Annotated in this window: 18 protein-coding genes and 1 pseudogene; 10 read left to right on the forward strand and 9 right to left on the reverse strand. The window is 40.7% G+C overall.

Going from position 1 to position 22,168, the window contains the following annotated elements; genetic code table 11:
- Both ACFE90_RS18485 and ACFE90_RS18490 read left to right on the forward strand, forming a co-directional pair.
- Positions 1-1,144, forward strand: a 1,144-nt coding sequence (locus ACFE90_RS18485; protein ID WP_375503012.1) for a C2 family cysteine protease, incomplete at its 5' end; no start/stop codon positions are given.
- A 219-nt stretch (positions 1,145-1,363) separates the two neighbouring features.
- On the forward strand, positions 1,364-1,756 hold the full coding sequence (locus ACFE90_RS18490; protein WP_375503014.1) for a hypothetical protein: 393 nt from the start codon (positions 1,364-1,366) through the stop codon (positions 1,754-1,756).
- 378 nt (positions 1,757-2,134) lie between these two features.
- On the opposite strand, the gene ACFE90_RS18495 is transcribed toward ACFE90_RS18490, so the two are convergent.
- Positions 2,135-2,824, reverse strand: coding sequence for a DUF2996 domain-containing protein (locus ACFE90_RS18495; RefSeq protein WP_375503016.1), 690 nt, complete (start codon positions 2,822-2,824; stop codon positions 2,135-2,137).
- Between the two features lie 1,174 nt (positions 2,825-3,998).
- Between ACFE90_RS18495 and ACFE90_RS18500 the strand changes: the two genes are divergently transcribed.
- Positions 3,999-4,961 (forward strand): water stress protein WSP1, encoded by a 963-nt coding sequence (locus ACFE90_RS18500; RefSeq protein ID WP_375503040.1) that lies wholly within the window; start codon positions 3,999-4,001, stop codon positions 4,959-4,961.
- A gap of 644 nt (positions 4,962-5,605) precedes the next feature.
- Positions 5,606-6,565: a hypothetical protein gene (locus ACFE90_RS18505; protein ID WP_375503018.1), complete on the forward strand. Its 960-nt coding sequence runs from the start codon at positions 5,606-5,608 to the stop codon at positions 6,563-6,565.
- Positions 6,566-6,641: 76 nt separating this feature from the next.
- Here ACFE90_RS18505 and ACFE90_RS18510 read toward each other — a convergent pair whose 3' ends face one another.
- Together ACFE90_RS18510 and ACFE90_RS18515 are read right to left on the reverse strand one after the other, a co-directional pair.
- Positions 6,642-8,159, reverse strand: a complete 1,518-nt coding sequence (locus ACFE90_RS18510) for an NYN domain-containing protein (RefSeq protein ID WP_375503020.1) — start codon at positions 8,157-8,159, stop codon at positions 6,642-6,644.
- Positions 8,160-8,222: 63 nt separating this feature from the next.
- On the reverse strand, positions 8,223-9,095 hold the full coding sequence (locus ACFE90_RS18515; protein ID WP_375503022.1) for a M15 family metallopeptidase: 873 nt from the start codon (positions 9,093-9,095) through the stop codon (positions 8,223-8,225).
- Positions 9,096-9,461: 366 nt separating this feature from the next.
- Here ACFE90_RS18515 and mnmG point away from each other — a divergent pair, with 366 nt between their 5' ends.
- From mnmG to ACFE90_RS18530, 3 genes are all read left to right on the forward strand, one after another.
- The gene (gene mnmG / locus ACFE90_RS18520) at positions 9,462-11,384 is read left to right on the forward strand and encodes a tRNA uridine-5-carboxymethylaminomethyl(34) synthesis enzyme MnmG (RefSeq protein ID WP_375503042.1); all 1,923 of its coding nucleotides are present in this window, start codon (positions 9,462-9,464) and stop codon (positions 11,382-11,384) included.
- Positions 11,385-11,431: 47 nt separating this feature from the next.
- Positions 11,432-11,554: a hypothetical protein gene (locus tag ACFE90_RS18525; RefSeq protein ID WP_375503024.1), complete on the forward strand. Its 123-nt coding sequence runs from the start codon at positions 11,432-11,434 to the stop codon at positions 11,552-11,554.
- Positions 11,555-11,615: 61 nt separating this feature from the next.
- A complete protein-coding gene (locus ACFE90_RS18530; protein WP_375503026.1) occupies positions 11,616-12,977 on the forward strand; it encodes a hypothetical protein in 1,362 nt (453 codons plus the stop codon).
- 337 nt (positions 12,978-13,314) lie between these two features.
- Here ACFE90_RS18530 and ACFE90_RS18535 read toward each other — a convergent pair whose 3' ends face one another.
- Positions 13,315-15,603, reverse strand: a complete 2,289-nt coding sequence (locus ACFE90_RS18535; protein WP_375503028.1) for a glycoside hydrolase family 10 protein — start codon at positions 15,601-15,603, stop codon at positions 13,315-13,317.
- Positions 15,604-15,874: 271 nt separating this feature from the next.
- Between ACFE90_RS18535 and ACFE90_RS18540 the strand changes: the two genes are divergently transcribed.
- The gene (locus ACFE90_RS18540) at positions 15,875-16,186 is read left to right on the forward strand and encodes a threonine dehydratase (RefSeq protein ID WP_375503030.1); all 312 of its coding nucleotides are present in this window, start codon (positions 15,875-15,877) and stop codon (positions 16,184-16,186) included.
- 386 nt (positions 16,187-16,572) lie between these two features.
- Here the strand turns inward: ACFE90_RS18540 and ACFE90_RS18545 are convergent, their stop codons facing one another.
- The 3 genes from ACFE90_RS18545 to ACFE90_RS18555 all read right to left on the reverse strand — a co-directional run bounded on the left by ACFE90_RS18545 (position 16,573) and on the right by ACFE90_RS18555 (position 17,762).
- Positions 16,573-16,815: a PIN domain-containing protein gene (locus ACFE90_RS18545; RefSeq protein WP_375503044.1), complete on the reverse strand. Its 243-nt coding sequence runs from the start codon at positions 16,813-16,815 to the stop codon at positions 16,573-16,575.
- Positions 16,816-16,900: 85 nt separating this feature from the next.
- A complete protein-coding gene (locus ACFE90_RS18550) occupies positions 16,901-17,149 on the reverse strand; it encodes a hypothetical protein (RefSeq protein WP_375503032.1) in 249 nt (82 codons plus the stop codon).
- 403 nt (positions 17,150-17,552) lie between these two features.
- Positions 17,553-17,762, reverse strand: a complete 210-nt coding sequence (locus tag ACFE90_RS18555; RefSeq protein ID WP_190890347.1) for a hypothetical protein — start codon at positions 17,760-17,762, stop codon at positions 17,553-17,555.
- 364 nt (positions 17,763-18,126) lie between these two features.
- Between ACFE90_RS18555 and ACFE90_RS18560 the strand changes: the two genes are divergently transcribed.
- A complete protein-coding gene (locus ACFE90_RS18560) occupies positions 18,127-19,176 on the forward strand; it encodes an adenosine deaminase (protein ID WP_375503034.1) in 1,050 nt (349 codons plus the stop codon).
- 283 nt (positions 19,177-19,459) lie between these two features.
- Here ACFE90_RS18560 and ACFE90_RS18565 read toward each other — a convergent pair.
- A pseudogene (locus tag ACFE90_RS18565) lies at positions 19,460-19,817 on the reverse strand (rhodanese-like domain-containing protein).
- A 297-nt stretch (positions 19,818-20,114) separates the two neighbouring features.
- On the opposite strand from ACFE90_RS18565, the gene mutL reads away from it, so the two are divergent.
- Entirely contained in the window at positions 20,115-21,827 is a 1,713-nt protein-coding gene (mutL, locus tag ACFE90_RS18570; RefSeq protein WP_375503036.1) for a DNA mismatch repair endonuclease MutL, read from the forward strand.
- Between the two features lie 103 nt (positions 21,828-21,930).
- Here mutL and ACFE90_RS18575 read toward each other — a convergent pair.
- A partial coding sequence (locus tag ACFE90_RS18575; protein WP_375503038.1) for a hypothetical protein occupies positions 21,931-22,168 on the reverse strand: 238 nt, incomplete at its 5' end.

The following is a 22,168-nucleotide window of genomic DNA, read 5'->3' on the forward strand; positions in this document are numbered from 1 at the left end:
TTATGCTTACGTGGATGAAAGCAATGAAATTAATAATATTTTTGCCAGTGCTATTACAGTGCAAGGGACTAATAATGACTGGTATAGTCAAAATCTGAAAGACGCAGGATTGATTAATTTAACTCGCTCTCTGGCAGCAGACGGGAATTTAAGCAGAAATGAGATGATTTCTCTCTTTCGTGATGCTGAGGATAATAGTGCAATTGATGCTACTGAATTAGTTGATCTTCGCACCATTGTTACTAATGCCAGCCGCTTTACCATGCTAGATTATGTTCGTGTTCTCTCAAGCAATGTAGTGAATGGGAACACAGCAAACCAATGGTGGACGGGAGGTAGCACAAGTAAAACAACACTAGGAAACCTTTTTGCTGGTAGTAGTGCTGCACAAATGGAAAAATTGATTGGCAAGTGGTTTTTAGGAAGCGATCGCCCCACAGCATCCAGTAGTGCTAACTATCAAGCAATCAGTGGCTCTTTATTCCAAAATGGTATTAGTGCAGATGATATTAAGCAAGGTGCTGTGGGAGATTGTTATTATCTGGCTACCCTATCTGCCATAGCTCAGGAAAAGCCTAACTACATCCAAAATATGTTTATTAACAATGGTGATAATACTTTCACCGTTCGTTTCTTTAATAATGCTGTGGCAAACTACGTCACAGTTGATCAATATTTACCCACTGATGCTTACGGACAGTTAATCTACGCTAGTCCACGTAGTTCCTACAATAATTCTAGCAATGAATTATGGGTAGCACTAGCAGAAAAAGCCTATGCTCAATTGGGTGAGTTAGGTTGGAGTCGTCCTGACAATACCACAAATGCTTACAGTTCTATTGAGGGTGGCTGGATGGATTATGTAACCCGTCAAGTAACTGGCTTGGATGCCACTATGCAACAAGTTACTAAGATGACCAAAACTCAACTAATTGATTTAGTCAATTCCAATAAAGTATTAACTGCTGGGTTTGTTAATGGTGCAAATTACGGCGTAGTTAATAACCACGCCTATACTGTTACTAGTTACAATTCAGCAAATGGAACATTTAGCGTCAGAAATCCTTGGGGATATCAAGATGCGAACTTAACATGGGAGCAATTGCTCAATCTCAAGACATATTTTGCCTGGTCAAATGCTTAACTCTGATTAAGGGATGATATTTATTCTAATTTTCGGTGGGGATGAATAGCTTCATCCTTTCCGAATTTTCCCATACACCATTTTTTAGTATTTATGATTAAAATACCTTTGATAACTTGTATTGCTTTACTGGTTGTACTGGGATCAACTAACATTTATGGTATCCCTTCCACCCATGCTCAAAGTCAAATTCATTCTGCATCTAAACATAGAACAACTATGAAAAATAATAATAGTTTGATTAAAAAAGTAACTCTGATTGCTAGACAAGAAAATTTACCGCCTTTGGGTATTCCTCATGATCTACAACGCAATATTGGTCTTGCTTCTGTCTTTATCCTCTTGGAGAATCCTCAAACTAACAGTGTCACTGTAAAAATTTCTAAAGTTGAAATCCGCAATCTCTTAGATGGCAAATTACAAAATTTTCAGTCTCACCACAAAGAAATTGAGTTAAAACCTCTAGAAAATTCTGAGATTCTTGTGGAATTGACTAACAAAAGTGGCTACACAGGACACGATCGAGTCAAAGCAGTAGTTACCTATCATATAGAAAATCAAAGTAAGACTATAGAATCAGAAGCTGTTGTAGCTAATCTTTCAAATAATTGATTGGGTTAAAAGCAGGCTTGACGCTGGGCTATGCGCGGCATAGTCTCCCCTTGTCACATTGGGAGAGGCTAGCACCACAAGCCGGAAGTCACGCATTCACGCATTCAAAAGTATTATGGAATGCGCTTTTTAGAGATTTTAAATGGTTGCTCTATTTACTTCGTTCTGTACTAGCGCCTGCTGTAGGATGCCCGTTAGCGAATAGCGTCTCCTGTCTTGAGAAGGGCTGTAGGGAGAAGACCGCACTGGCTCCCCTCCCCGCGGGGGGGGGTGGGGTTCTCCAGCTTTAATAAGTAATCAAGCGGACATGATATTACTTACTATTTCCACGCACTCTAAAGCGTCCTTTGTCATTAGTTCTTTGTCAAAAACTAATGACTAATTTATACCTAACCACTTTTGACCGCCCAAGCGCTGAACTAGGCCATATACCAACAAATCGAGGGTAATTTTGCGCTCATCGATTAAGAATGACTCTAGAGTGCTAGGTTTTTTGCCTTCATTACAGGAAAATCCCTTTTTCCCTTGAATATCTTCTTCTGGGAAATACAGGTTAAACTGACGCAGACCAGTTTCTTTCCAACTACCGATAATTTGCCAGCATTCTTCAGCAGATTCAAAGCCAGTGATTGGCACTTTCTGCTTGGCAAAAGACACCTGTAAATCTTTCACGCCTTGTTGAGCGATCGCTTTTTGTAAAGCTGGCAAGTAGTCTTGCTCAATGAACTCTACAAATGGCTTATCTTCAACAGCTGGGGCTTTTTCCTTTTTAGCGGCTTTAGCTGCGGCTGCGGGTTTTTCTCCTGTTGGTGCGGGTTTTTCGCCTGCTGCGGCTTTAGCTGCGGCTGCGGGTTTTTCTCGCTTGGGTGATGCAGCAGCTGGTTTAGCAGCATTGGGGTTATCTTCGGGGTTTGCAGCTTTAGGATCTGGCGCGTTAGCAGTAGGAATATCTGTGGCTTCGGGTGAGTCTGTACTAGGAGCGTGTTCTTCAGCCACACTGGGAGCTTGCTTGTCAACAGTGCTGGGAGCTACTTCTCCCGCTTGATTGTGATTGGTTGGGTCTGCCATTGCTCAGGTCAATCCTTTAATCTAGCTTTTGGAGCGATCGCTCACCTTGATGTATCGGGTATTTTTATTTTGACATACTAATGCAGCAGGGTAAAAATAACCATGCAGTTAGAAATTTGCTCAAACCCTCTTTTGTCACTCTGGGAAAAGAAAAATAAGATCCAAATTTTGAACTGTAGATAGAACGCGCATTTGAGCGTTTATTTTCTAACAGAATGGCTGAAATCTATATTTTTGGTAAAAGTCTTATGTTGTAAGCCTTCCAGATTATTCTCTCTTGAAAGTGATAAAAGAGGGATAAAACCAGAGGAGCAATTTGATTGCATTTAGGTTGCGATGTCTGACAACAAGACCAAAGCAACGGAAACATCTCCAGCTTTGCGCTGTGCGTCTACGCCCTAGCAAAAGTCTGATTTAGTCCTCCACAATAGGCATTAAACTTCTTGCAGAATCAGGTTAAAGGTACTTTCAAGTGAACAGGACTAAGACTTACATACTGTACAAATTAGTCATAGTATGCATTTACTAAAATAGGTTTTTTCAGGCTGTTATTGATCATTTTTTGATGGTAAATACACCCACACTGTTGGGGTAATTCATAAATTAGCCCTAAGATAGATGTAGGTTTTTAAACCATACCTATTTGGTATTTACTGTCAATACGTAAGTTTTAAGACCAATAGCGATCGCCTGCGAAGATTAAATCGTTTAATAGCTATTAAAACAGTTGAGTGATGCTTGCATCAGTGAGTAAAAATAATCAGTAAATACTAAACTTTAACCAAGATATTATGAAATCTTAACATTACTCAAATACAGTGCTAATAAGATAATTCCAAATACAATTTTTAACCTTAAAGTTTGACTTGGAATCGGCAAATCATAGACCTTTTTCTCTTTGTTCATTGAGCAAATAGTAACTATAACAGCATTGAGTTAAGTTGTCTTAGCCTATTTACAGTCAAAGGTTTAGTAGTGTTTCAATTTTGCAAGCTTATAGGCTATATAAGCAAAGTTCAAATAATGCAGACTAGTTTTAACTTTTAGCCTGCAAAGGTTAGCTTTGTTAGTGTCCTTAAAGACTTTTAGTCAGATAGCAATTTGCACATTTGGAATGCTGCATATTTGGAATATTCTCAAAAGTTTAACAGGTTTCAATAAGGAGAAAATTCTCATGGCTCTTTACGGCTATACCATTGGAGAGGATCGTGACGGCAACGCTAGTAATGGAAAGCAACTTGACGTTTACCGCTTTTTGATACCTTCTGGGCCTGGAGGTACTATTACTCCCACACGAGTCGGTACAGTCAATCTTCCAAGTACTGCTACTACCGCAGATCTAGAAGGTTTGGGAACTAACCCCATTACCGGAAGGGTAGGTGCGGTTAACGAAGCACGGGTCACTGGTCCTACAACACCAATTGATCCAACTGTTACTGTCGTTAATAATGTAGATCAGCCTTTTGCTTCAGCCACGACCTCACCAACCCGTACACCATCTGACCTACGTCGTTTTGGATTTGAGTCAGGTGCTGACTTTAATAGTAGTGCTCTATACAACATTTCAGGGAATCCGAATCCCGCAAATGGCCCAGTAGGAAGCTCTCTTTATAGAATTACTACAGCTACCCCTGGAGTTATTAGCCTTGTAGACAACTTTGGCCCAGCTACTACTGCTGCACAAAGACAAGGAACTCAACCTACCAACTCTCAATTTGCCGATGGATTAGCTATCGACAATCTCAATCCTGGTAATACTCGCGCTCTTGCTAGCGATTTCAGGACTAATGATGGAGATGGGAACCAGCTTTACAAAGTAGATTTGCTCACTGGTCAGCTGTCTGCGCCGATTGCTCTGAGAACTCCTTCAGGGCAAGCTTTGAATCTCAACTTAGATTCTGGGTTGTCATTTACTAACAGTGGATCTCAAAGATTGATCGGTTGGGTGGAAACTGGCGCTGTGTATGAGATCACAGGCTACCAAGATGAATTTGCTGCATCAGGTCTAGGTTTAGGTAGTGCTGGTGGTGCTAATGGTGCTGGTTTTGCAACCGCCACCTTGCTTGGTAACGTTAATTTACCAAATGCTGTGAGTGGAGTCGTTGATTATGAAGGCTTTACGATTGTTAATGAATAACAGTCGTTAGGATACTCTTTGTTCAACTCTTGTAAAAACTACTTTTACAAGAGTTGAAGAACGGAGCTAAAGATAAAAAAGTTTTATTTGCCAAACTCGCTCTACTTTTTGTAGAGACTAACTGGATTTTCTTTTTAAATTTCTTCAATTCTCTAACCCTTTTTTTATTCTTTTTATTAAAGGCATTTTTAAGTGAACAAATCAATAGCGATCGCCTGCGAAGAAATCGTTTTATAGCTATTAAAAAACTCGAGTTATGCTTCCTTGATTGAAACGATGGAAGTAGCTTATCAACGAGTTAAAACACTCAGTAAATATTAAAATTTAACCTAAGTTTATTAAAAATTAATAATAGAAAAACATTTTTTAATATTAGTAAAATATAGTCTTATTAAGATAATTCCAAATACAGTTATTAACCTTAAAATCTGACTTTTAATGGGTAAATCAGAAAAACTTAATTCTCTGTTAATTTAATCCGGCTTGGAAATAATGGGTTTCCAAAAAATGTCTTTAAATGTAACTAGATGTAGTTTTGAGATTTGCACCCCCAACATAGTTAGATAGCAATTTGCACATTTGGAATGCTGCATATTTGGAATGTTCCCAAAAGTTAAACAGTTTGAATTAAGGAGAAAATTCTCATGGTTCTTTACGGCTATACCATTGGAGATCAGGATATCAATCCTAGCCAAGCTGGAGAACAATTCGCAGTTTACCGCTTCCCCATAAGCCCCCTTGCTACTACTCCCCAAAAAGTAGGCGAAATCACTGCTGCGAATATTCCTAACGCAGACCTAGAAGGTTTAGGAACTAACCCCATTACCGGAAGGGCAAGTACCGTTAACGAAGCGCGTGGCTCTAGTTCAACACCTGGTCCTGTTATTCGGGTAAATAATGTAGATCAGCCTTTTGCTCCAGCTAGTGCGTCACCAACACCTACACCATCTGACCTACGTCGTTTTGGGTTTGACTCAGGTGCTGACTTTGGCCGTGACTATTCAGTAGCTGGTCAACCAATTGTTCTATACAACATTTCAGGGGATGCTGAGACGCCAGTAGGAAGCTCTCTTTATAAAATTACTACAGCTAACCCTGGAACTATTAGTCTTGTAGACGGCTTTGGCGCACCTACTACTGCTGCACAAAGACAAGGAACTCAACCTACCAACCCTGGAAAACTTGCCGATGGATTAGCTATTGACAATCTCAATCCTGGTAGAACTCGCGCTCTTGCTAGCGATTTCACCAGTGGTGATGGAGATGGGAACCAGCTTTACAAAGTCGATTTGCTCACTGGTGAGCTATCTGCGCCGATTACTTTGAGAACTCCTTCAGGGCAAGCTCTGAATGTTGACTTAGATTCTGGACTAGCATTTACTAACTTCGGTTCTCAAAGATTGTTGGCTTTGTTGGAAAATGGTGCTGTCTATGAGATCACAGGCTACCAAGATGAACTTGCTGCATCAGGTCTAGGTTTAGGTAGTGCCACAGGTACTAATGGCGCTGGCTTTGCAACCGCCACCTTACTTGGTAACGTTAATTTACCAAGTGCTTCGACTGGAGTTATTGATTATGAAGGCTTTACGATTGTTAATGAATAACAGTCGTTAGAATACTCTTTCTTCAACTTTTGTAAAAACTGCTTTTACAAGAGTTGAAGAACGGAGCTAAACGCGATTATGACAGGTTAACGGAGTTTGTAGTAAGCACTCTAGTCCTTAAATAAGGGCTACCACCATTTAAAGTTTTATTTGATGAGCCATTAGAGCCTAAAGTTAACGTTTCTCTCAAAATTAATTTATTGTTGTCACTCGATAGACAAATATCTGTTCCTTCAATGACTGTCTTTAAAAAAATGTTCAACAACCTATAACCATGTTTTTCTCTTCTTTGGTCAAAACTTGGGATATTATCTTTCAATATTGTGTGAATTTTAGGCAGATGAATCCCACCTTCTTTAAGCTGATTTAATTGATCACAATTCTTCTTTAAATCCTGCAAAACTTTATTAGTTACTACTAAAATATCATCATTTAATGGACTCTCGCTAGTTACTTCATTAATTGGAATCTCCTCTATTTTTACTTTGGGATCAGGTATAGGTATAAAGTAATCACAAACAGACTTGAGAATACGATTAATTTGTCCTTCATAAGCACATCCAATTACAGTCTTTCCATATTCATGAAGCTTTTTAGCTAAAGCGGCAAATGCACCATCACCTGATACAATAACGAAAACTTGCAGTGTAGGACGACTTTGGGCTAATTCCATGATATCAATGGCTAGTTGCATATCTGCTGCATTCCGTTTGTGACTATAATCAAAAATTTGAACTGCTTCGATGCCAAGTTCTTGAATCTCATTTTTGAGTGGTCTTAATCGAGAATCACTCCAGTCAGCATAAGCGCATTGGATAGCTATTTTATTAACTAGGGTAGTGTTTTCCAAATTTGTTTGAATTTCTTTTAGAGAAAAATTTAAGTTAGGGTTGTTTCTACCCATTGTTAAGTTTTCAATATCATAAAAAATAGCTGTATTGAACTGCTCATTTTTAGGTGAAATGTTAGCTGTAGTAAACTGCTCTACACGACTCTGACGTTGCTTTAACTCTTTAAACTCAGCTATTAAAGATGTTATATCTATTTTTGATTCAGAATTACCTTCTTCTTGTTTTAACTGTGTAATTGTTGTTTTTAAGTCATTGACTTGCAGCTTTGCTTGTTGTAATTCTTCTTGTAATTGCTCAGTTAATGTGTTGATTTGAGTCTGGGTTTGAATCGTCTGCTCTCGAAGTTCCCCAATGCTTATGGAGAGAATTAGCTGGCGTTGCTGATAAGCTGTTACCAAAGCTTGCTGGACGACATCCCATTCTTTAGGGAAAGCCTCACGGGTACACACTTGCAAAACTGTTTCATAACCTGCGATCGCAATTTCTAAATTACTTGCAAAATTCCCTTGTTCAAACCCTTGAATAATTTTACTTAGTTGGATAATAACTCTAGCTATATTAATAGCATTGGCAGGTTCTTTAGCAAAGCGATCGCTTACCCATTTCCGCAATATGAAAGCTAAGTTATCATTGAGTTTACTTAAGTTCTGTTGCAGAATTGGATAGACTTCCTGATTTTGATAAGTTGCTCTTAATAATTCGATCAGGAAGGCTTGCTCTTGGTTAGCAGCTTCGTTTCGCATAGCTAAATCCCTAACAATACACATTTAAGTTTAGTATTCCCAAGTTTTTATACTATCTAACAATTATAGTGGCGTAATCCAATAAGTAATGCCCTGCACAACTTGTTTGTTAAAACCAAATAGAGTTAAATTCTCTTCACTTAAACCCACATAAGTCCAATGTGGAAGATCGTTTTGTACAGTTTGAAACCAACCATTTTGATTAAGAGCTTTTCTTTGTTCTTTACTACTTACGCGTAAATCAATTGCTAATCCCCAAAGATGCTGTGAAGTTCCAGGAGGTGCAACTAAACCGAGAACTTTTGTTTCTTTGCCCTGTTGAACTTTTGCCAAAACTTGATTGTTAGCATATTTGTGCCAAAATCTTAAATTCGTGTTGAAAGTGCGAGTACAATCACCAGAACCATAACCAGATTTTAGTGGTATCTGTTGCTGGATTCGCGCTTTATTTAAAGCATCAGCCGCCGATTTTTGTAAGTAACAGTCTTTAGTGCCATCAACATAACCCATTGTTAAACTACCTTGAAACTCTTGGGTTTCTTGTTCATTAGCAAAGATATCTTTTTGCGGTAGTTTAATTCCGACATCTTGATTTACAAAGACTGCACCGTATGCTTTTAGCAAAATATATTCATAAGTACCAGCTTGGGGAATTGTGGGTAACTTCCTAGCGATCGCAGATAAGAAACGCTGTTGAGCATTTAATTTTGGATCGGGAACAAATGGTTCTGATGTTGTCTTTTTAGAGATATTTGTACAAGGTAACGAATCAGTACTCAAGCATCCGTTTAATGGTTGGGCGGTTATAGCAACTTTGTGATGGGTAATCTCATTACTAGCTACTAATACAAAAATTATCAAAATAACTATACTGATGAAAGTTGCTTTTCTGATATCTCTAGTAATATTTTTTCTTTTTGTAATATTAAGCTTCATTTGTAACTAATGCTGAGTTGAACTAAAAATAAAATTCTGTTATATCTAATATTGTTAATGATTTAAAAACAAATCTTATTCATTGGTATTAAACTATAGGTTCAGAAATATTTAATATCTACTAGTAATGAACTAAACGGATGCTAATGGCTAAATATGTGAACAATAGTTGTGGTAAACAACCCGGAAAGTTGTCACAAATTTTAAAAACATTATATTTTTGACTTCTTGCTCAAGTAAAAAAAAGAAACTTGTCTTAATTTAGTACTAGTAAATTTGATAACTTTTTTATCAGAAAGTTACATCCATGAAACCACTGGAACAGTTAAAATTGAAAAGAACTCTAAGCTTGCTGATCCTGTAAGTATGACCATGCACAATTCCGTTGAATTCCAAGACGCTTTTGATGTCATAGTCGTCGGTGCAGGTCACTCCGGTTGCGAAGCAGCTCTCGCCTCTGCACGCCTCGGTTGTCGTACCCTGCTATTGACGCTCAACTTGGATAAAATCGCTTGGCAACCTTGTAATCCAGCAGTGGGTGGCCCGGCTAAATCTCAGTTGACTCATGAGGTAGATGCACTCGGCGGAGAAATTGGTAAAGTAGCAGACCGCACTTACCTACAAAAACGTATTCTCAACTCTTCACGGGGGCCTGCTGTTTGGGCATTACGCGCTCAGACAGACAAGCGCGAATATGCAGCAGTGATGAAGAATATTGTCGAGAACCAAGAAAACTTGACAATCCGCGAGAGTATGGTAACAGATTTAGTACTGGGTGCTAACGGTGAAGTTATCGGCGTTGAAACTTATTTTGGTGTCGGGTTCCAATGTAAAGCAGTCATCTTGACAACTGGCACCTTCCTGGGGGGCAAAATTTGGGTTGGTAACAAATCAATGCCAGCCGGACGCGCTGGGGAATTTGCGGCTGAAGGATTGACACAAACCCTAAATCGCCTGGGATTTGAAACTGGAAGACTCAAAACTGGAACTCCAGCCCGGGTAGATAAGCGATCGGTGGATTATAGTAAAATGCTGATCCAGCCAGGGGATGAAGATGTACGCTGGTTTAGCTTTGACCCAGAGGCGTGGGTAGAACGGGAACAGATGCCTTGCTACATCACCCGCACAACTGCCGAAACCCATCGCCTAATTCAGGAAAATTTGCACCTGTCGCCAGTTTATGGTGGTTGGGTGGAAGCAAAAGGGCCGCGTTATTGTCCCAGTATTGAAGATAAAATTGTGCGCTTTGCCGATAAGGAAAGCCATCAAATATTTATTGAACCAGAAGGACGGGATATACCCGAACTTTATATCCAAGGGTTTTCTACAGGGTTGCCAGAAAATTTGCAACTGCAAATGTTGCGGACTCTCCCTGGTTTAGAAAAATGTGTGATGCTTCGTCCAGCGTATGCTGTGGAATATGACTATTTACCAGCAACTCAGTGTTACCCCACACTAATGACTAAGAAGATTGCTGGATTGTTTTGTGCTGGGCAGATTAACGGCACCACAGGTTATGAAGAAGCCGCAGCTCAAGGGCTTGTGGCGGGAATTAACGCCGCTCGATTTGTTCGCTCTCAAGAAATGATTGTCTTTGCCCGCGAGCAAAGTTACATTGGGACGCTAGTTGATGACTTGTGTACAAAAGACCTGCGTGAACCTTACCGGATGCTTACCAGTAGGTCTGAGTACCGATTGATATTACGTTCTGACAATGCCGACCAACGCTTGACACCCTTGGGACGGGAAATCGGTTTAATTGACGATCGCCGTTGGGATCTATTTACCCAAAAGCAAGCAAATATTACCACAGAAAAGCAAAGATTGCAAGCTACACGAGTCAAAGAACATGATGAAATAGGAATAGCGATCGCATCTAATACCCAGCAATTAATTAAAGGTTCAATTACCCTCAATGACTTGCTGCGGCGTCCCGGATTCCATTACGTTGACCTCGACAGGTTCGGACTAGGAAACCCCAACCTCAACCGCGCCCAGAAAGAAGGCGCAGAAATTGACATCAAGTATTCTGGCTATCTTGCTAGGCAACAAAATCAGATAGACCAAATTGCCCGCCAAGCGCACCGCCAGTTACCTGCGGATTTGGACTATACAACAATTGATACTCTTTCCAAAGAAGCACGGGAAAAGCTAACTCACGTAAAACCACTCACTCTTGGTCAAGCTGCACGTATTGGTGGTGTAAACCCAGCAGACGTTAACGCTTTACTATTATATTTAGAATTGCGTAGAACCAAGAGCCAGTCAGAATTTCCAGCGTTAGCTTAACACAAGCTTGATAAAGACTGAGTATAGTAGTAGGGAGGGAGATTGGTATGATAGATGACATAAATATTAGTAGTGGCATCAACAACAATCTCCAGATTAAAGTTGACTTTAATACCAACGCTCAACCAACTCGTCTCAATCAGACGGCAGATTGGATATTTTATCTGTAATCCTAATTTCCAGGCAGTAGGCGCGGCGTTTCCTCGTCCTAGCAACAAAGATAGAAAGTCTATGTTACAAGAAGCCAGCACCCGTCTCATAGTACCGGAACCATCAGAAGACTTAATCGCCAACGAGCCTTGGTCGATAGAAAACTATGCTGATGGTTTAATGGATGAACTCTTTGCCGATATCGACTCCATTCTGGATGTTAGTGGTAATCTGCTTTCTCAAACCGTTAGGCACAGTAAGCAGAACAAATCGAACCAGTCTGTTGCAGGAGTTTCTCCCCAACCTCAACGCCAGTCACCTCCAGAAAATGTGGTGCAAACTGTTATGACGATGCCGCAGATTATCTTACCAAACACAGTAAACCAACCAGTGCAGTCAGTTGCTCAAGATAACCACAAACACTTGAGTACCTTTGTATTTGACAGCGCCACCGTAAAAAGAGTTAGTAAAAAGCGTCAGAAAAGTAGTCATAATTTGGGCAAACTGCTGATGGTGGGAACAACTTTAGGCGTGGCGATCACTGGTATTATCTACCTGGTACAGTCTGGAGTCGTATATCTTCTAAATACTAACTTGACCCAGCCAGCTTTTATAGTGCCGCAACCGCAGTCACAGTTGCCAACAAAAGTAGAAATAGAGGCAGATTTAGTTGACTACATGCTCCAATCGCTGGCAGTTATAGATAAGCAAGAAACAATGCCTAATCAAAAATCTACCATACGTGGATTTTCCAATCAGGCAAATACTAACCAAATAGCCTTTGGTAACAGGCAAACAACTGGTAATTTACCATCACTTCCACTTCTAGCTAACAACACACCACCAGCCCCCAACCGTTCTGGAAGCGTTGTTGAGCGCATCTATGTTCCCGTTTATCAAGCGCCGTCGCCAATGCGCTACGCACTGCCGGCTATTCCTGGTAGTCCTACACTTTTACCACAAGTTGCGAGTGCGTTACAAGGATCTCAACCGAATGTTGTGAAAAGTGCCCTGAATACAGTGCGACAAGCTGCCAAACCTGTAACTGTCAACATGTTAGCTGCGGCTGTAAGAGCCGAACTTAAACCTGTAGCTGCGAAAACTGTACCGATTACTGTGCGGCAAACACCCAGTCCTCTGCCTGCATTACCAGTAGTTCCATTACGCGCAGCACTTGCCCCAGAGTCAGAACCAACTATTACCCAAGAACAAGTATATCCGGCAGTTGCGATCGCAGATGCTCCGAGTAATACCTTAGAAGGATTACTCGAGTTAGGCAATAAATCTGCCGCTTTATTTAAAATTGATGGTGTAACTCGCCGCATCAATATGGGTGAAAGTATCGGCTCAAGCGGTTGGACATTAGTAGATGTGAGTAATGGTGAAGCCGTTATCCGCCGTAACGGTGAAGTGCGATCAATTTACGCAGGGCAGAAATTATAATGATAAGCTATTTAAACCTTTCTCTAGTAGCCCATTAAATCAACTTTGCTTCGTAAATCAACTTTTTTGTTTCTCTCTTTTCCCTCTTCCTTCTCTGCGAGACGCGCTCGCGTTCGCGGTTCGTTCCTTTACCCTTCAAACTTCGCTTGATAGACTACTAGTGGTCTGTATCATTAGTTCTGAGGGAGCAAGTCTTTACTTCCCTTTTATATCAAGTCCGGTTAATCACTTATGATTACCCCATCTGTGCAAAAATCAGAAAAGCCTCTTTCCCCCTGCTCCCAGCAAGAACTGCCCCCTTGCAGTCTCAATGATAAGTCTTTAGCCGGACACGATATTACCGCCGACTGCGAAAACCTTGTCTTCCATTAACTTGGTCAAAGAGGACATCGTACTTATCAAAAAATGCGATGCCAGTATTTACAAATATAGAAAGTTCTGCCTGTGGCGAGATACTTAAATTCCAGCGATTAAATCCGTCGCGGGTTCCTGGTGTCAGGCTGTAATCAAAAATGCCATTAATTGCTACTTTCAAAGCATTTGTTGAGCGCAATACTCCTGGTTTGAGTTTACCTGCTGTGGAAGCTGACTTGAATTCAGTCAAACCATTAATAGTTCCAGTATCAGTGATCATTGTGCCATTACAAGAATTTTTAGCAGAACTCCCAGCAAGAGTTAAACAAACTTTGCTCAGTCGAGAGTCCCATCTATTACCGGGTACACCATTAATTTCGCTTTGTTTACTCCAAGCAGCCATTTTGAAACCTGCTTGATTGTCAGCAGTTAAACCGAGAATTAGGCTGCCATTGTTGTTACTACCACCATTTCCAATTACGATAAATCCATTACTCAGATTGCCTGGTAATTTTCTCAACGGATTATAGGGAAGTGACTTTTCAAAATAGTTAACACCGATAATACCGGAAAATGGCACACCACTCTTTGCTGAACAATTAGGCATTTGGGCAGTACATTGGCGACTAGTAACAATCTGTACCGGAACGGGTTCTGCGGCAGGAAGCAAACCAAATCGGATATTAGTATAAACTAATTCTCCCTCCAGGATAGTACCATCACTTAATACCTCCTTGATATTTTGTCCCGTTCTGCGAATAGGGGCATTGCCTAAAAACTCTTTGGGAACTCGCAGCCCTGCTGACCCTGTATCTAATAAGATACGCCTTGGCTGACCACCTGCGATCGCCATTTCTAAAAAATAGCCGCGAACACGTTGACCGAGGGAAGGTTTTGTGTATAGAGGTAGGGATATGGTATCAAAAGTTGGCTTGCGGGGTGTATTTTGAGAGATATCGCGCAACGCTGGGTTTGGGAAAAGAGCCGCAAATGCTGATTGTCGTTGCGCTACTGGTTCAGGCGCGATATCCCAAAGACTTTCGTAGTAGAAAAAGCCGATACCCAAACCGCGTTGTTGCGCTGCTTCTACCTGGGATTGGATTTGTGGTATAGCAACTGGGCGATTTCGTAACCCCGCCATAATACCGATACCAGTTGGGATAACTTGTTTTGCTTCTAAAATTTCTGGGCGGGTAATTTGAGCGATAAAACTTTCTAAATCATTACGGTATACTTGCATAACCAACTCATCAACAATACCCAACCTTACCCAGTTGAGCCAGTCTTGCAATTGCAGCTTGTAGGCGAAATCATAATAATTAGGAGCAACTGAGAAAATAGCATTCGGTTTTCTAGCTTTCACAGTTTGGTAGAGGTCTACCATGAATGTGCTGATTTTATCTGCCCGCCATTTTATCCATGCTTGGGCTTGGGGATTGGGTGGGGGAGGATTGCCAGTTTCTTGAGTGTATAGACTTATTGTGTATTTATCGTAACCAAAATCCACAGGTAAACTCGCATGATCGTCAAATTGAACGCCATCAGCATCGTATTGAGTAATGACTTCCATCACCAGTTCGGTGATAAACTTTTGCACTTCCGGGTGAAACGGATTCAACCACGCTACTTCACCCGCAGCACTAATTGAAGTTTGAGTCCCATCCCGCTTTTGTGTCAGCCAATCTGGATGCTGGGATGCAAGTTCCGAAGTTAGGGGAACCATGAAACCAAATTCAAACCAGGGTATTGCTAGTAGCCCTTCTCTGTGGGCTTGGCTGATAATGTCTGCAATCACATCTTGTCCATCTGTTCCCTTGAAGAAAAAGGGGATACCCATTTTTTGCATGATTGCACTGGGATATTGTGTATAACCATCGTTCCACACTATCGGATAAACAGTGTTAAAGTTTAACTGCCGCAGTTGGCTCATAGCTGCTTGCACCTTTGAGCGATTTCGGAAAACGCTAAAATCATTACCACTCAGCCACACCCCCCGAATTTCCTGACGAGGTTGAGGAGGTAGTTGGGCAACGGTAGGGGCAAAAGTGTTGAGTAGCAATACCGCAACGAATGATATCAGACATAATAATGGCAGCAGACGCTTCCTTAAAAGCCACCAACCTTGATAAATGAGGCGACTAGGCGCAACTCTAATAGACGCTTTGCGTAGCTTGCTGCGACATAGGAGTAAGCCTCTACACACAAGCTTAAATAGTAAGTTAGTTAAAGTAGCATTAATTTCTATGCTTTTTTCCCAGAACTGAGTTGCCATTACTTCTGCTTACTAAATGAGGTTAATTGGTTATATTTCATTCCATATCAACATTAAATTGCTGCACCAGGAAAACTGATACAGTAATTTAGCTGCAAGAAAGTTGACGCAGTTATCGGGTTAGTAGTGCCAAAGTATAAATGTTTTAAATGTAACCTGTAATATATTGTCGCTGCTCTCACGCCTATGCCTGGTAAATTTTTTGCATAGCACCATTCCTCTTATTGGAATTAAGTCACAATAATAATACGCAATCATAGAGGGTGCTGTTATGTTTCGTCTAACTCAAACTGTTCGGAACTTGTTCCTTCGTCTTCAAGGCTTGTTTGATGTTCTATTGAAAAGTGTTGCTAATTTTTTCGGAAATTTATTTGGTTTTTTTACCAACCTGTTTGGATTGACTAGCTCTGATTATTTCTTGGAATCTGATCAGCAGCAAAGTATAAAACAAGCTTCTGCAAAAGAGCAAATTGAAACGAATCAGGATAACATTCCTAAAATTTCCGCCACTACCCGCCGTCGTCCTAATGCCAAAATTGACGACTACTTTCTCAATATGGCTCGTGATGTGAAAAAGAATTAATAAAAGCCATCAATTGAATGGTGATCTTAGTAATGCGTTAGCGTTCGCAAAGCGTCTCGTGAAGCTCGCCGTAGGCATCGCTTTGCCAAGATAAGATTATCTCAATTAGGCTTGACATAAGGACTCAGAAGACTTTTAGCCCGCACTCCGGCAAGCTCAGTGACCATCGTAGACATCGCTCTTAAATCGAAAAAATAGCCTAAGCTTTCTGTTGCTTATCGCCGCAATGCTCAAGCGATAAGCAACAGAATTTTTATTTGACTTTTTTTATTTTTTGTGGTATTTGATTTTTAGGTAGGGATGTCTACGATGGGCTACGTCTACGCACTGCAAGGAAAAGGTAGAGTCTACCAATTAATTACTGTTAAAATTGTTACCTTCGCAAACTATTGATCGGCAGTGACCAAACTTGCTGAATTTTGGATCGCCATCGCTGCAATAATTGCATCTGGTAGTTTCAACCGATATTGCTGGCGAATTTCAATGATTTTTTTAATCAAAACAGCATCACTTGCCACTAAATTGACAACCTCAACTCGTTGCAAAAACTGCTCAAAAAGCTGACGTTCCTCTTGACTCAGCCCAGAAAACGCGAGAAATTCAATTTTGCTAATAACTGAAACTCCAATCCAATCAGCATCTTGGAGTAATTAAATAAGTTGAGAGTTTCCTTGAAGCAGAGCTACTATCGCATTCGTATCCAACACGTAGCGATTACCACTCATCGCGTAGATTCCTCTGCATTGCTACCGCATCTCCCCGCCAAGTTAATCGCCCCACCAAATTAGAGAAATTATAACTAGGTTGCTGCTTTTCCTCTGACGAAACTGGATTCAAAACAACTACAATGTCCACTTCAACCGCCGCTAACTGCGTTGGAATATTAAGATTTAAATATCCTGATTCATCGATTTTAGTTGTAAGTTTTAAAACTTCCATTGCCAAATAATTAGTAAACCTCATCTTATTCTAAATTTTGTAGAGCGAACGTAGCGTTCCAAAGGAAAGGCGCTAGCCTCTCCCTTTGGGAGAAGACCGCGCTAACTCACTACGAACTTGCTTATTATCAATTAAAATTTGACACGCCCTAGAAACTAAGCACAATTATAATTGCTTTGTGCCTAGTTCTCTCATTTCTTGGTGGCGCATGAGCATAGTATCAGTTTTCTCAAAAACCTCCGCCTGCACAGCTTAATAGTGTGAGGACGTTTTTCTGGAAAATCATCCAGCCACAATTAACAGATTTGTATGTGCGTAGGCGTAGCCCAAACCACCCCTAGGCATCGCACCTTTAATAATAACTATATCCAGCTTGAGGCTGGACAATAGCTAGAGATATTTTTGAGATTGAATGTTTACTTGGTTTTTAACTTACTAAATCAACTAAGGCGTTGCTCTGAAAGCGGACTATAGATGAAACTGAGCAACCGCGATAATTCTCAGATGTGAATACTGATAGTGTGATATTAGCTTGACCGGGATCTAAAATGCGTTTTACCTTGCAGATTTGCATTTTATTGTTGCAGTAAGCAACAATGCGATCGCCAGCCTTGACTTCCAACGCTTGAATTTTCAATTAATACCAACCTTGCCAGGAATTTGCTTCGTTAAAGGAAAAATATATTGTTATATTTTACTTCCTCAACAATAGCAATGTTTATTTAAGTATAACACAAAAATTAAAGTATTTAATAGTATCAATTTAATCTTGATAATGTCAAGTTTATTTATGCTTAAAACACTATTAAATGCTGGATTTTCAGAAAATAAGGATAAAATCCCGACTTTCGCACAGCCTCTAGGCCAGAAGCCTCATCTGAAAAATTCAGATGGTGGGAAACCTCCGCTCCAATTCTTTGGAGCTAAATTTTTTCGAGTCCAGATTTTTTCCTTCTATGTTTTTGTTACAATTAATAAAATTTTTACATAAAAATACCACTATGGCTTTATATGCTGAATTACATAGACATCTGGGCGGTTCGGTCGTACCACGAGTTTTATGGCGATATTTTGAGCGACATTCTTCGGAGTTGATTTCCCGATTTGCTGACTATTCACAATTTGAAGATTTTTACACCCGTCCACGCAACACCCTGGATGAGTATCTAGAATTACACACCCTGGTAGAAAGTGTGCAAACTGTAGAGACTTTGCCTTACTTTATCTATCGCTTGGTGCGGGGTGCTTACATTTTTGAAAATTTGGCTTATCTGGAGCTGCGCTACACTCCCTATTTGCGGACACCTGAGCATCTGAGTCAATCAGAAAGAATTGACAAGATGGCAGAAATCGTGCAAGTGGTAGGGCTTGCCAGCCACCAGCCAGAATATCCGATTGTTACTAGCCAAATTCTCTGTATGCACACGCGTTTACCTTATGAGGTGAACAAAGCGATTGTTGATTTGGCGGCGCAAAATAAGCAGTATGTCTGTGCAGTAGATGTAGCGGGGGGTGATAGCTATTATGCCGATCGCTTAGAAGAATGGATTAGCTTATATGATTATGCGCGATCGCAGGGCGTTAAGACCACTGGACATCTATATGAAACCACTGCTGGCTGTTACCCTGAACTGTTACCCTATCTCATGCGAATCGGTCACGGCATCCAAATTCCCCTACTGTATCCAGAGTTACTTAATGATGTGGCTAAACGCGGACAGTGTTTAGAGGTTTGCCCCACAACTTATCTAAAAACTGGTACTTTGCAGGATATCCGTCAACTCAAATTAGTTTTTGACCGTTGTTTTGAAGCTGGGGTAGATATTGCTATCTGTACTGATAATGCCGGATTGCACAATGTGCGTCTACCGTTTGAGTATGAGAATCTCTTGACTTACAACATTATCAGTTTTGCACAATTACAAGCTTGTCAAGATGCAGCTTTCCGTCATGCTTTTGCTTGGCCTTACAGTCAACGTCCCGCATCCCTGTTGAATGGGTTACTGAAACCTGAACTACCTAAAGTTTTGGCAACCAGTGATAGTAATTAACTACCAACTAGAGGTAAGTAGAAAGTAAGATGATTTAATGTTAATTAATGTTGCAATCAGTGTATTTTTTTTGATGCTGTAGAGAAAGCTGTAATGCACAGTAAATATCTTGCAAAAGTCAATTTTTCAGGGATTAAACCACAGATATACGCAGAGAATTTATCGGTGTTTATCTGTAGTTTCCTTTTTACTAATTCAGATTTTTCCTAGAAGTCTAATGTGCAGTACAAAAAACTAGCAATTATACAATAAATAGGCTTGGATTGATATACCTGGGTTAAGTTTAAGCGGCAACAGCTTCTGTAGCACCACCGACTGAAATCCAAGCTGCAAGACCACCTTGGATTTCCACTACCTCAACAAACCCTTCTCCTCTCAGAATTTGTGCAGCCTGGGTTGATTGTTCGTCACTGTCGCCATAAATATAAATATGGCATTCTTTATGTAGAGCAGATTTGGCTTTAGATGCCAAATCATCTAATGGGATGGGTATTGCTCCACTGATCCGACCGTTATTGTAGATGTGGCGATGCCTAACGGCGGGCTGCGCCTACGCGCACATTAACAATTGTAAAACCTGGTTGACCCCGTTGCAAACGGGTCTTTAGCTCATGGACATTAGCAACTGAATTATTACTGATAAATTTTTTGGCTTATCACCTCACAAGCAATTTATCAAAAATCTCCGTTTAATTGGATTTTATTTACAATTAAGAAAAATTTCTGGTTAATTTGCTTCCTAATTTCCCCAGCCTACGGAAAGCTAAAGCTACATCTCCCCCAGTCTTTTTTTCTCTACAAAACGCTGGGCGTAGCAAGATCCCTGTAAGGGTACAATTTTGAATTTTGTTAGCGCAGCGTTAGCGAGTCCGCGAGCGTCATTTTGAATTGATTTCTTCTCCACTTACCTTGTACCCAGAAGCTATAAACTATAATTTATGGCATCTACTATTCAAGCTCTACCAACAGAAGTCGTATATCTCATTACAGCTGGTGAGGTAATCGACTGTTTCGCTTCTGTGGTGCGGGAATTAGTAGAAAATTCCCTAGACGCAGGTGCAACGCGAATTGTGGTTTCTTTATGGCCACAGCAATGGCGAATTCGTGTTGCAGATAATGGTTGTGGAATGAACCTAGATGATTTGCAACAAGCAGCCACAGCCCACAGCACCAGTAAAATTCGCTCTAGTGCCGATTTATGGAAAATTAACAGTTTAGGATTTCGTGGTGAGGCGTTACACAGTTTAACGACTCTGGCAGATTTAGAAATTTTGAGTCGTCCTGTGGGTGGAAAATTAGGATGGCGAATTAGCTATGGCGATGGCGGAGAAGTTGTGCAAGTTGAAGTAACTGCGATCGCACCTGGTACAGTAGTGACAGTTTCTCATCTTTTCGGTAATTGCTCATCTCGTCGTCAGGGATTGCCCACAGCAGCACAGCAAATGAAAACCGTGCAAGCCACAATTCACCAAATCGCTATGTGTCATCCTCACGTCACCTGGCAGATTTGGCAAAATGATCGTCAATGGTTCACTATCTCTCCAGCCGCGACAACTGGGCAATTGCTACCGCAGATTTTACCGCAAGTGCGACAAGGTGATTTGCAAGAAGTCAAACTCGAAATACCCAACCCTCCCAACTCCTGTACAGACGGGATTAATCGCGTCTCTCCTCACTCCGCACTAAACTTAGTGGTAGGATTACCTGATCGCTGTCATCGTCATCGTCCAGATTGGGTACGTGTAGCCATTAACGGACGAATGGTTAAGACACCGGAACTAGAGCAAACAATATTATCAGCATTTCATAGAACATTACCACGCGATCGCTATCCAATTTGTTTCTTACATCTTGCCATTTCCCCCGATCAAATTAACTGGAATCGCAATCCAGCAAAAACAGAAATTTACCTCAACGAAATCATTTATTGGCAAGAACAAATTACCCAAGCAATTAACCAAGCACTCAGCATTTCTTCTAACAATCTTAAAGAAGCTGTTCACACGACACGAGTTAGTAAATTACTCAAAGCCGCAGAAGCCAAAGGCAGCTACAATTTCAATCCTCAAAATCCCAACCCTTCTACAGACGCGATTAATCGCGTCTCTCCTAATTCCTTAAAAGCTGTGGCTCAAGTTAGCAATACCTATATTGTGGCGGAACATCCAGGTGGTATGTGGTTAGTGGAACAGCACATTGCCCATGAGCGAGTTTTGTATGAGCAATTGTTTGATAATTGGCAACTTGTCCCCGTCGAACCGCCAATCATTCTTTATCAATTGTCACCAGCGCAAGTATCGCAACTGCAACGCATCAGTTTAGAAATAGAACCCTTTGGCGAACAACTTTGGGCAGTGCGAAACATCCCTGCACCTTTGCAGCAGCGAGACGATTGTGCAGAAGCAATTTTAGAACTTAGTTGGGGAGGTGATTTACAAACAGCCCAAGTAGCTGTCGCCTGTCGCAGTGCCATTCGTAATGGTACACCTATGAATCAACAAGAAATGCAGACACTTTTAGATAATTGGCAACGCACTCGCAACCCTCGCACCTGTCCCCACGGACGACCAATTTATCTATCCTTAGAAGAATCAGCTTTAGCCCGATTTTTCCGGCGGAATTGGGTAATTGGTAAAAGTCATGGAATTTGATGTTTTTGGTAAGACATCTTCAATCTAATTACTGTTTATGTACATTAACTAATTATTTGTCACCGTTAACAGATTGATGTCATTTTTAACAAATTAATGTCCATTAAACAATCTGGATAAGGCATATCAAAAATGAACTGCTATGATCACAATACCAGTTTAACATTGGCTGTTTTGACTCCTCTATAACAATTCCAGCTTTAACAGCTGACGAGTGAATATTTGCCATCAATCTGCCATAACTCCATTGATGAACGCTAACTCGGTACTGTTTGGCATACTTTTGTTGAACTTCTATTAAGTCTGATTTTTGTTCAGCTTTGGCTTGAACCTCACTTTGA

This window comes from uncultured Nostoc sp. (assembly GCF_964245445.1).
Taxonomy (GTDB): domain Bacteria; phylum Cyanobacteriota; class Cyanobacteriia; order Cyanobacteriales; family Nostocaceae; genus Nostoc.

Bases quoted from the DNA above. Each gene is read 5' to 3' on its own strand.
- ACFE90_RS18490 (WP_375503014.1), top strand. From the start codon at position 1,364: ATGAAAAATAATAATAGTTTGATTAAAAAAGTAACTCTGATTGCTAGA.
- ACFE90_RS18495 (WP_375503016.1), bottom strand. From the start codon at position 2,824: ATGGCAGACCCAACCAATCACAATCAAGCGGGAGAAGTAGCTCCCAGC.
- ACFE90_RS18500 (WP_375503040.1), top strand. From the start codon at position 3,999: ATGGCTCTTTACGGCTATACCATTGGAGAGGATCGTGACGGCAACGCT.
- ACFE90_RS18505 (WP_375503018.1), top strand. From the start codon at position 5,606: ATGGTTCTTTACGGCTATACCATTGGAGATCAGGATATCAATCCTAGC.
- ACFE90_RS18510 (WP_375503020.1), bottom strand. From the start codon at position 8,159: ATGCGAAACGAAGCTGCTAACCAAGAGCAAGCCTTCCTGATCGAATTA.
- ACFE90_RS18515 (WP_375503022.1), bottom strand. From the start codon at position 9,095: ATGAAGCTTAATATTACAAAAAGAAAAAATATTACTAGAGATATCAGA.
- mnmG (WP_375503042.1), top strand. From the start codon at position 9,462: ATGACCATGCACAATTCCGTTGAATTCCAAGACGCTTTTGATGTCATA.
- ACFE90_RS18525 (WP_375503024.1), top strand. From the start codon at position 11,432: ATGATAGATGACATAAATATTAGTAGTGGCATCAACAACAATCTCCAG.
- ACFE90_RS18530 (WP_375503026.1), top strand. From the start codon at position 11,616: ATGTTACAAGAAGCCAGCACCCGTCTCATAGTACCGGAACCATCAGAA.
- ACFE90_RS18535 (WP_375503028.1), bottom strand. From the start codon at position 15,603: ATGGCAACTCAGTTCTGGGAAAAAAGCATAGAAATTAATGCTACTTTA.
- ACFE90_RS18540 (WP_375503030.1), top strand. From the start codon at position 15,875: ATGTTTCGTCTAACTCAAACTGTTCGGAACTTGTTCCTTCGTCTTCAA.
- ACFE90_RS18550 (WP_375503032.1), bottom strand. From the start codon at position 17,149: ATGAGGTTTACTAATTATTTGGCAATGGAAGTTTTAAAACTTACAACT.
- ACFE90_RS18560 (WP_375503034.1), top strand. From the start codon at position 18,127: ATGGCTTTATATGCTGAATTACATAGACATCTGGGCGGTTCGGTCGTA.
- mutL (WP_375503036.1), top strand. From the start codon at position 20,115: ATGGCATCTACTATTCAAGCTCTACCAACAGAAGTCGTATATCTCATT.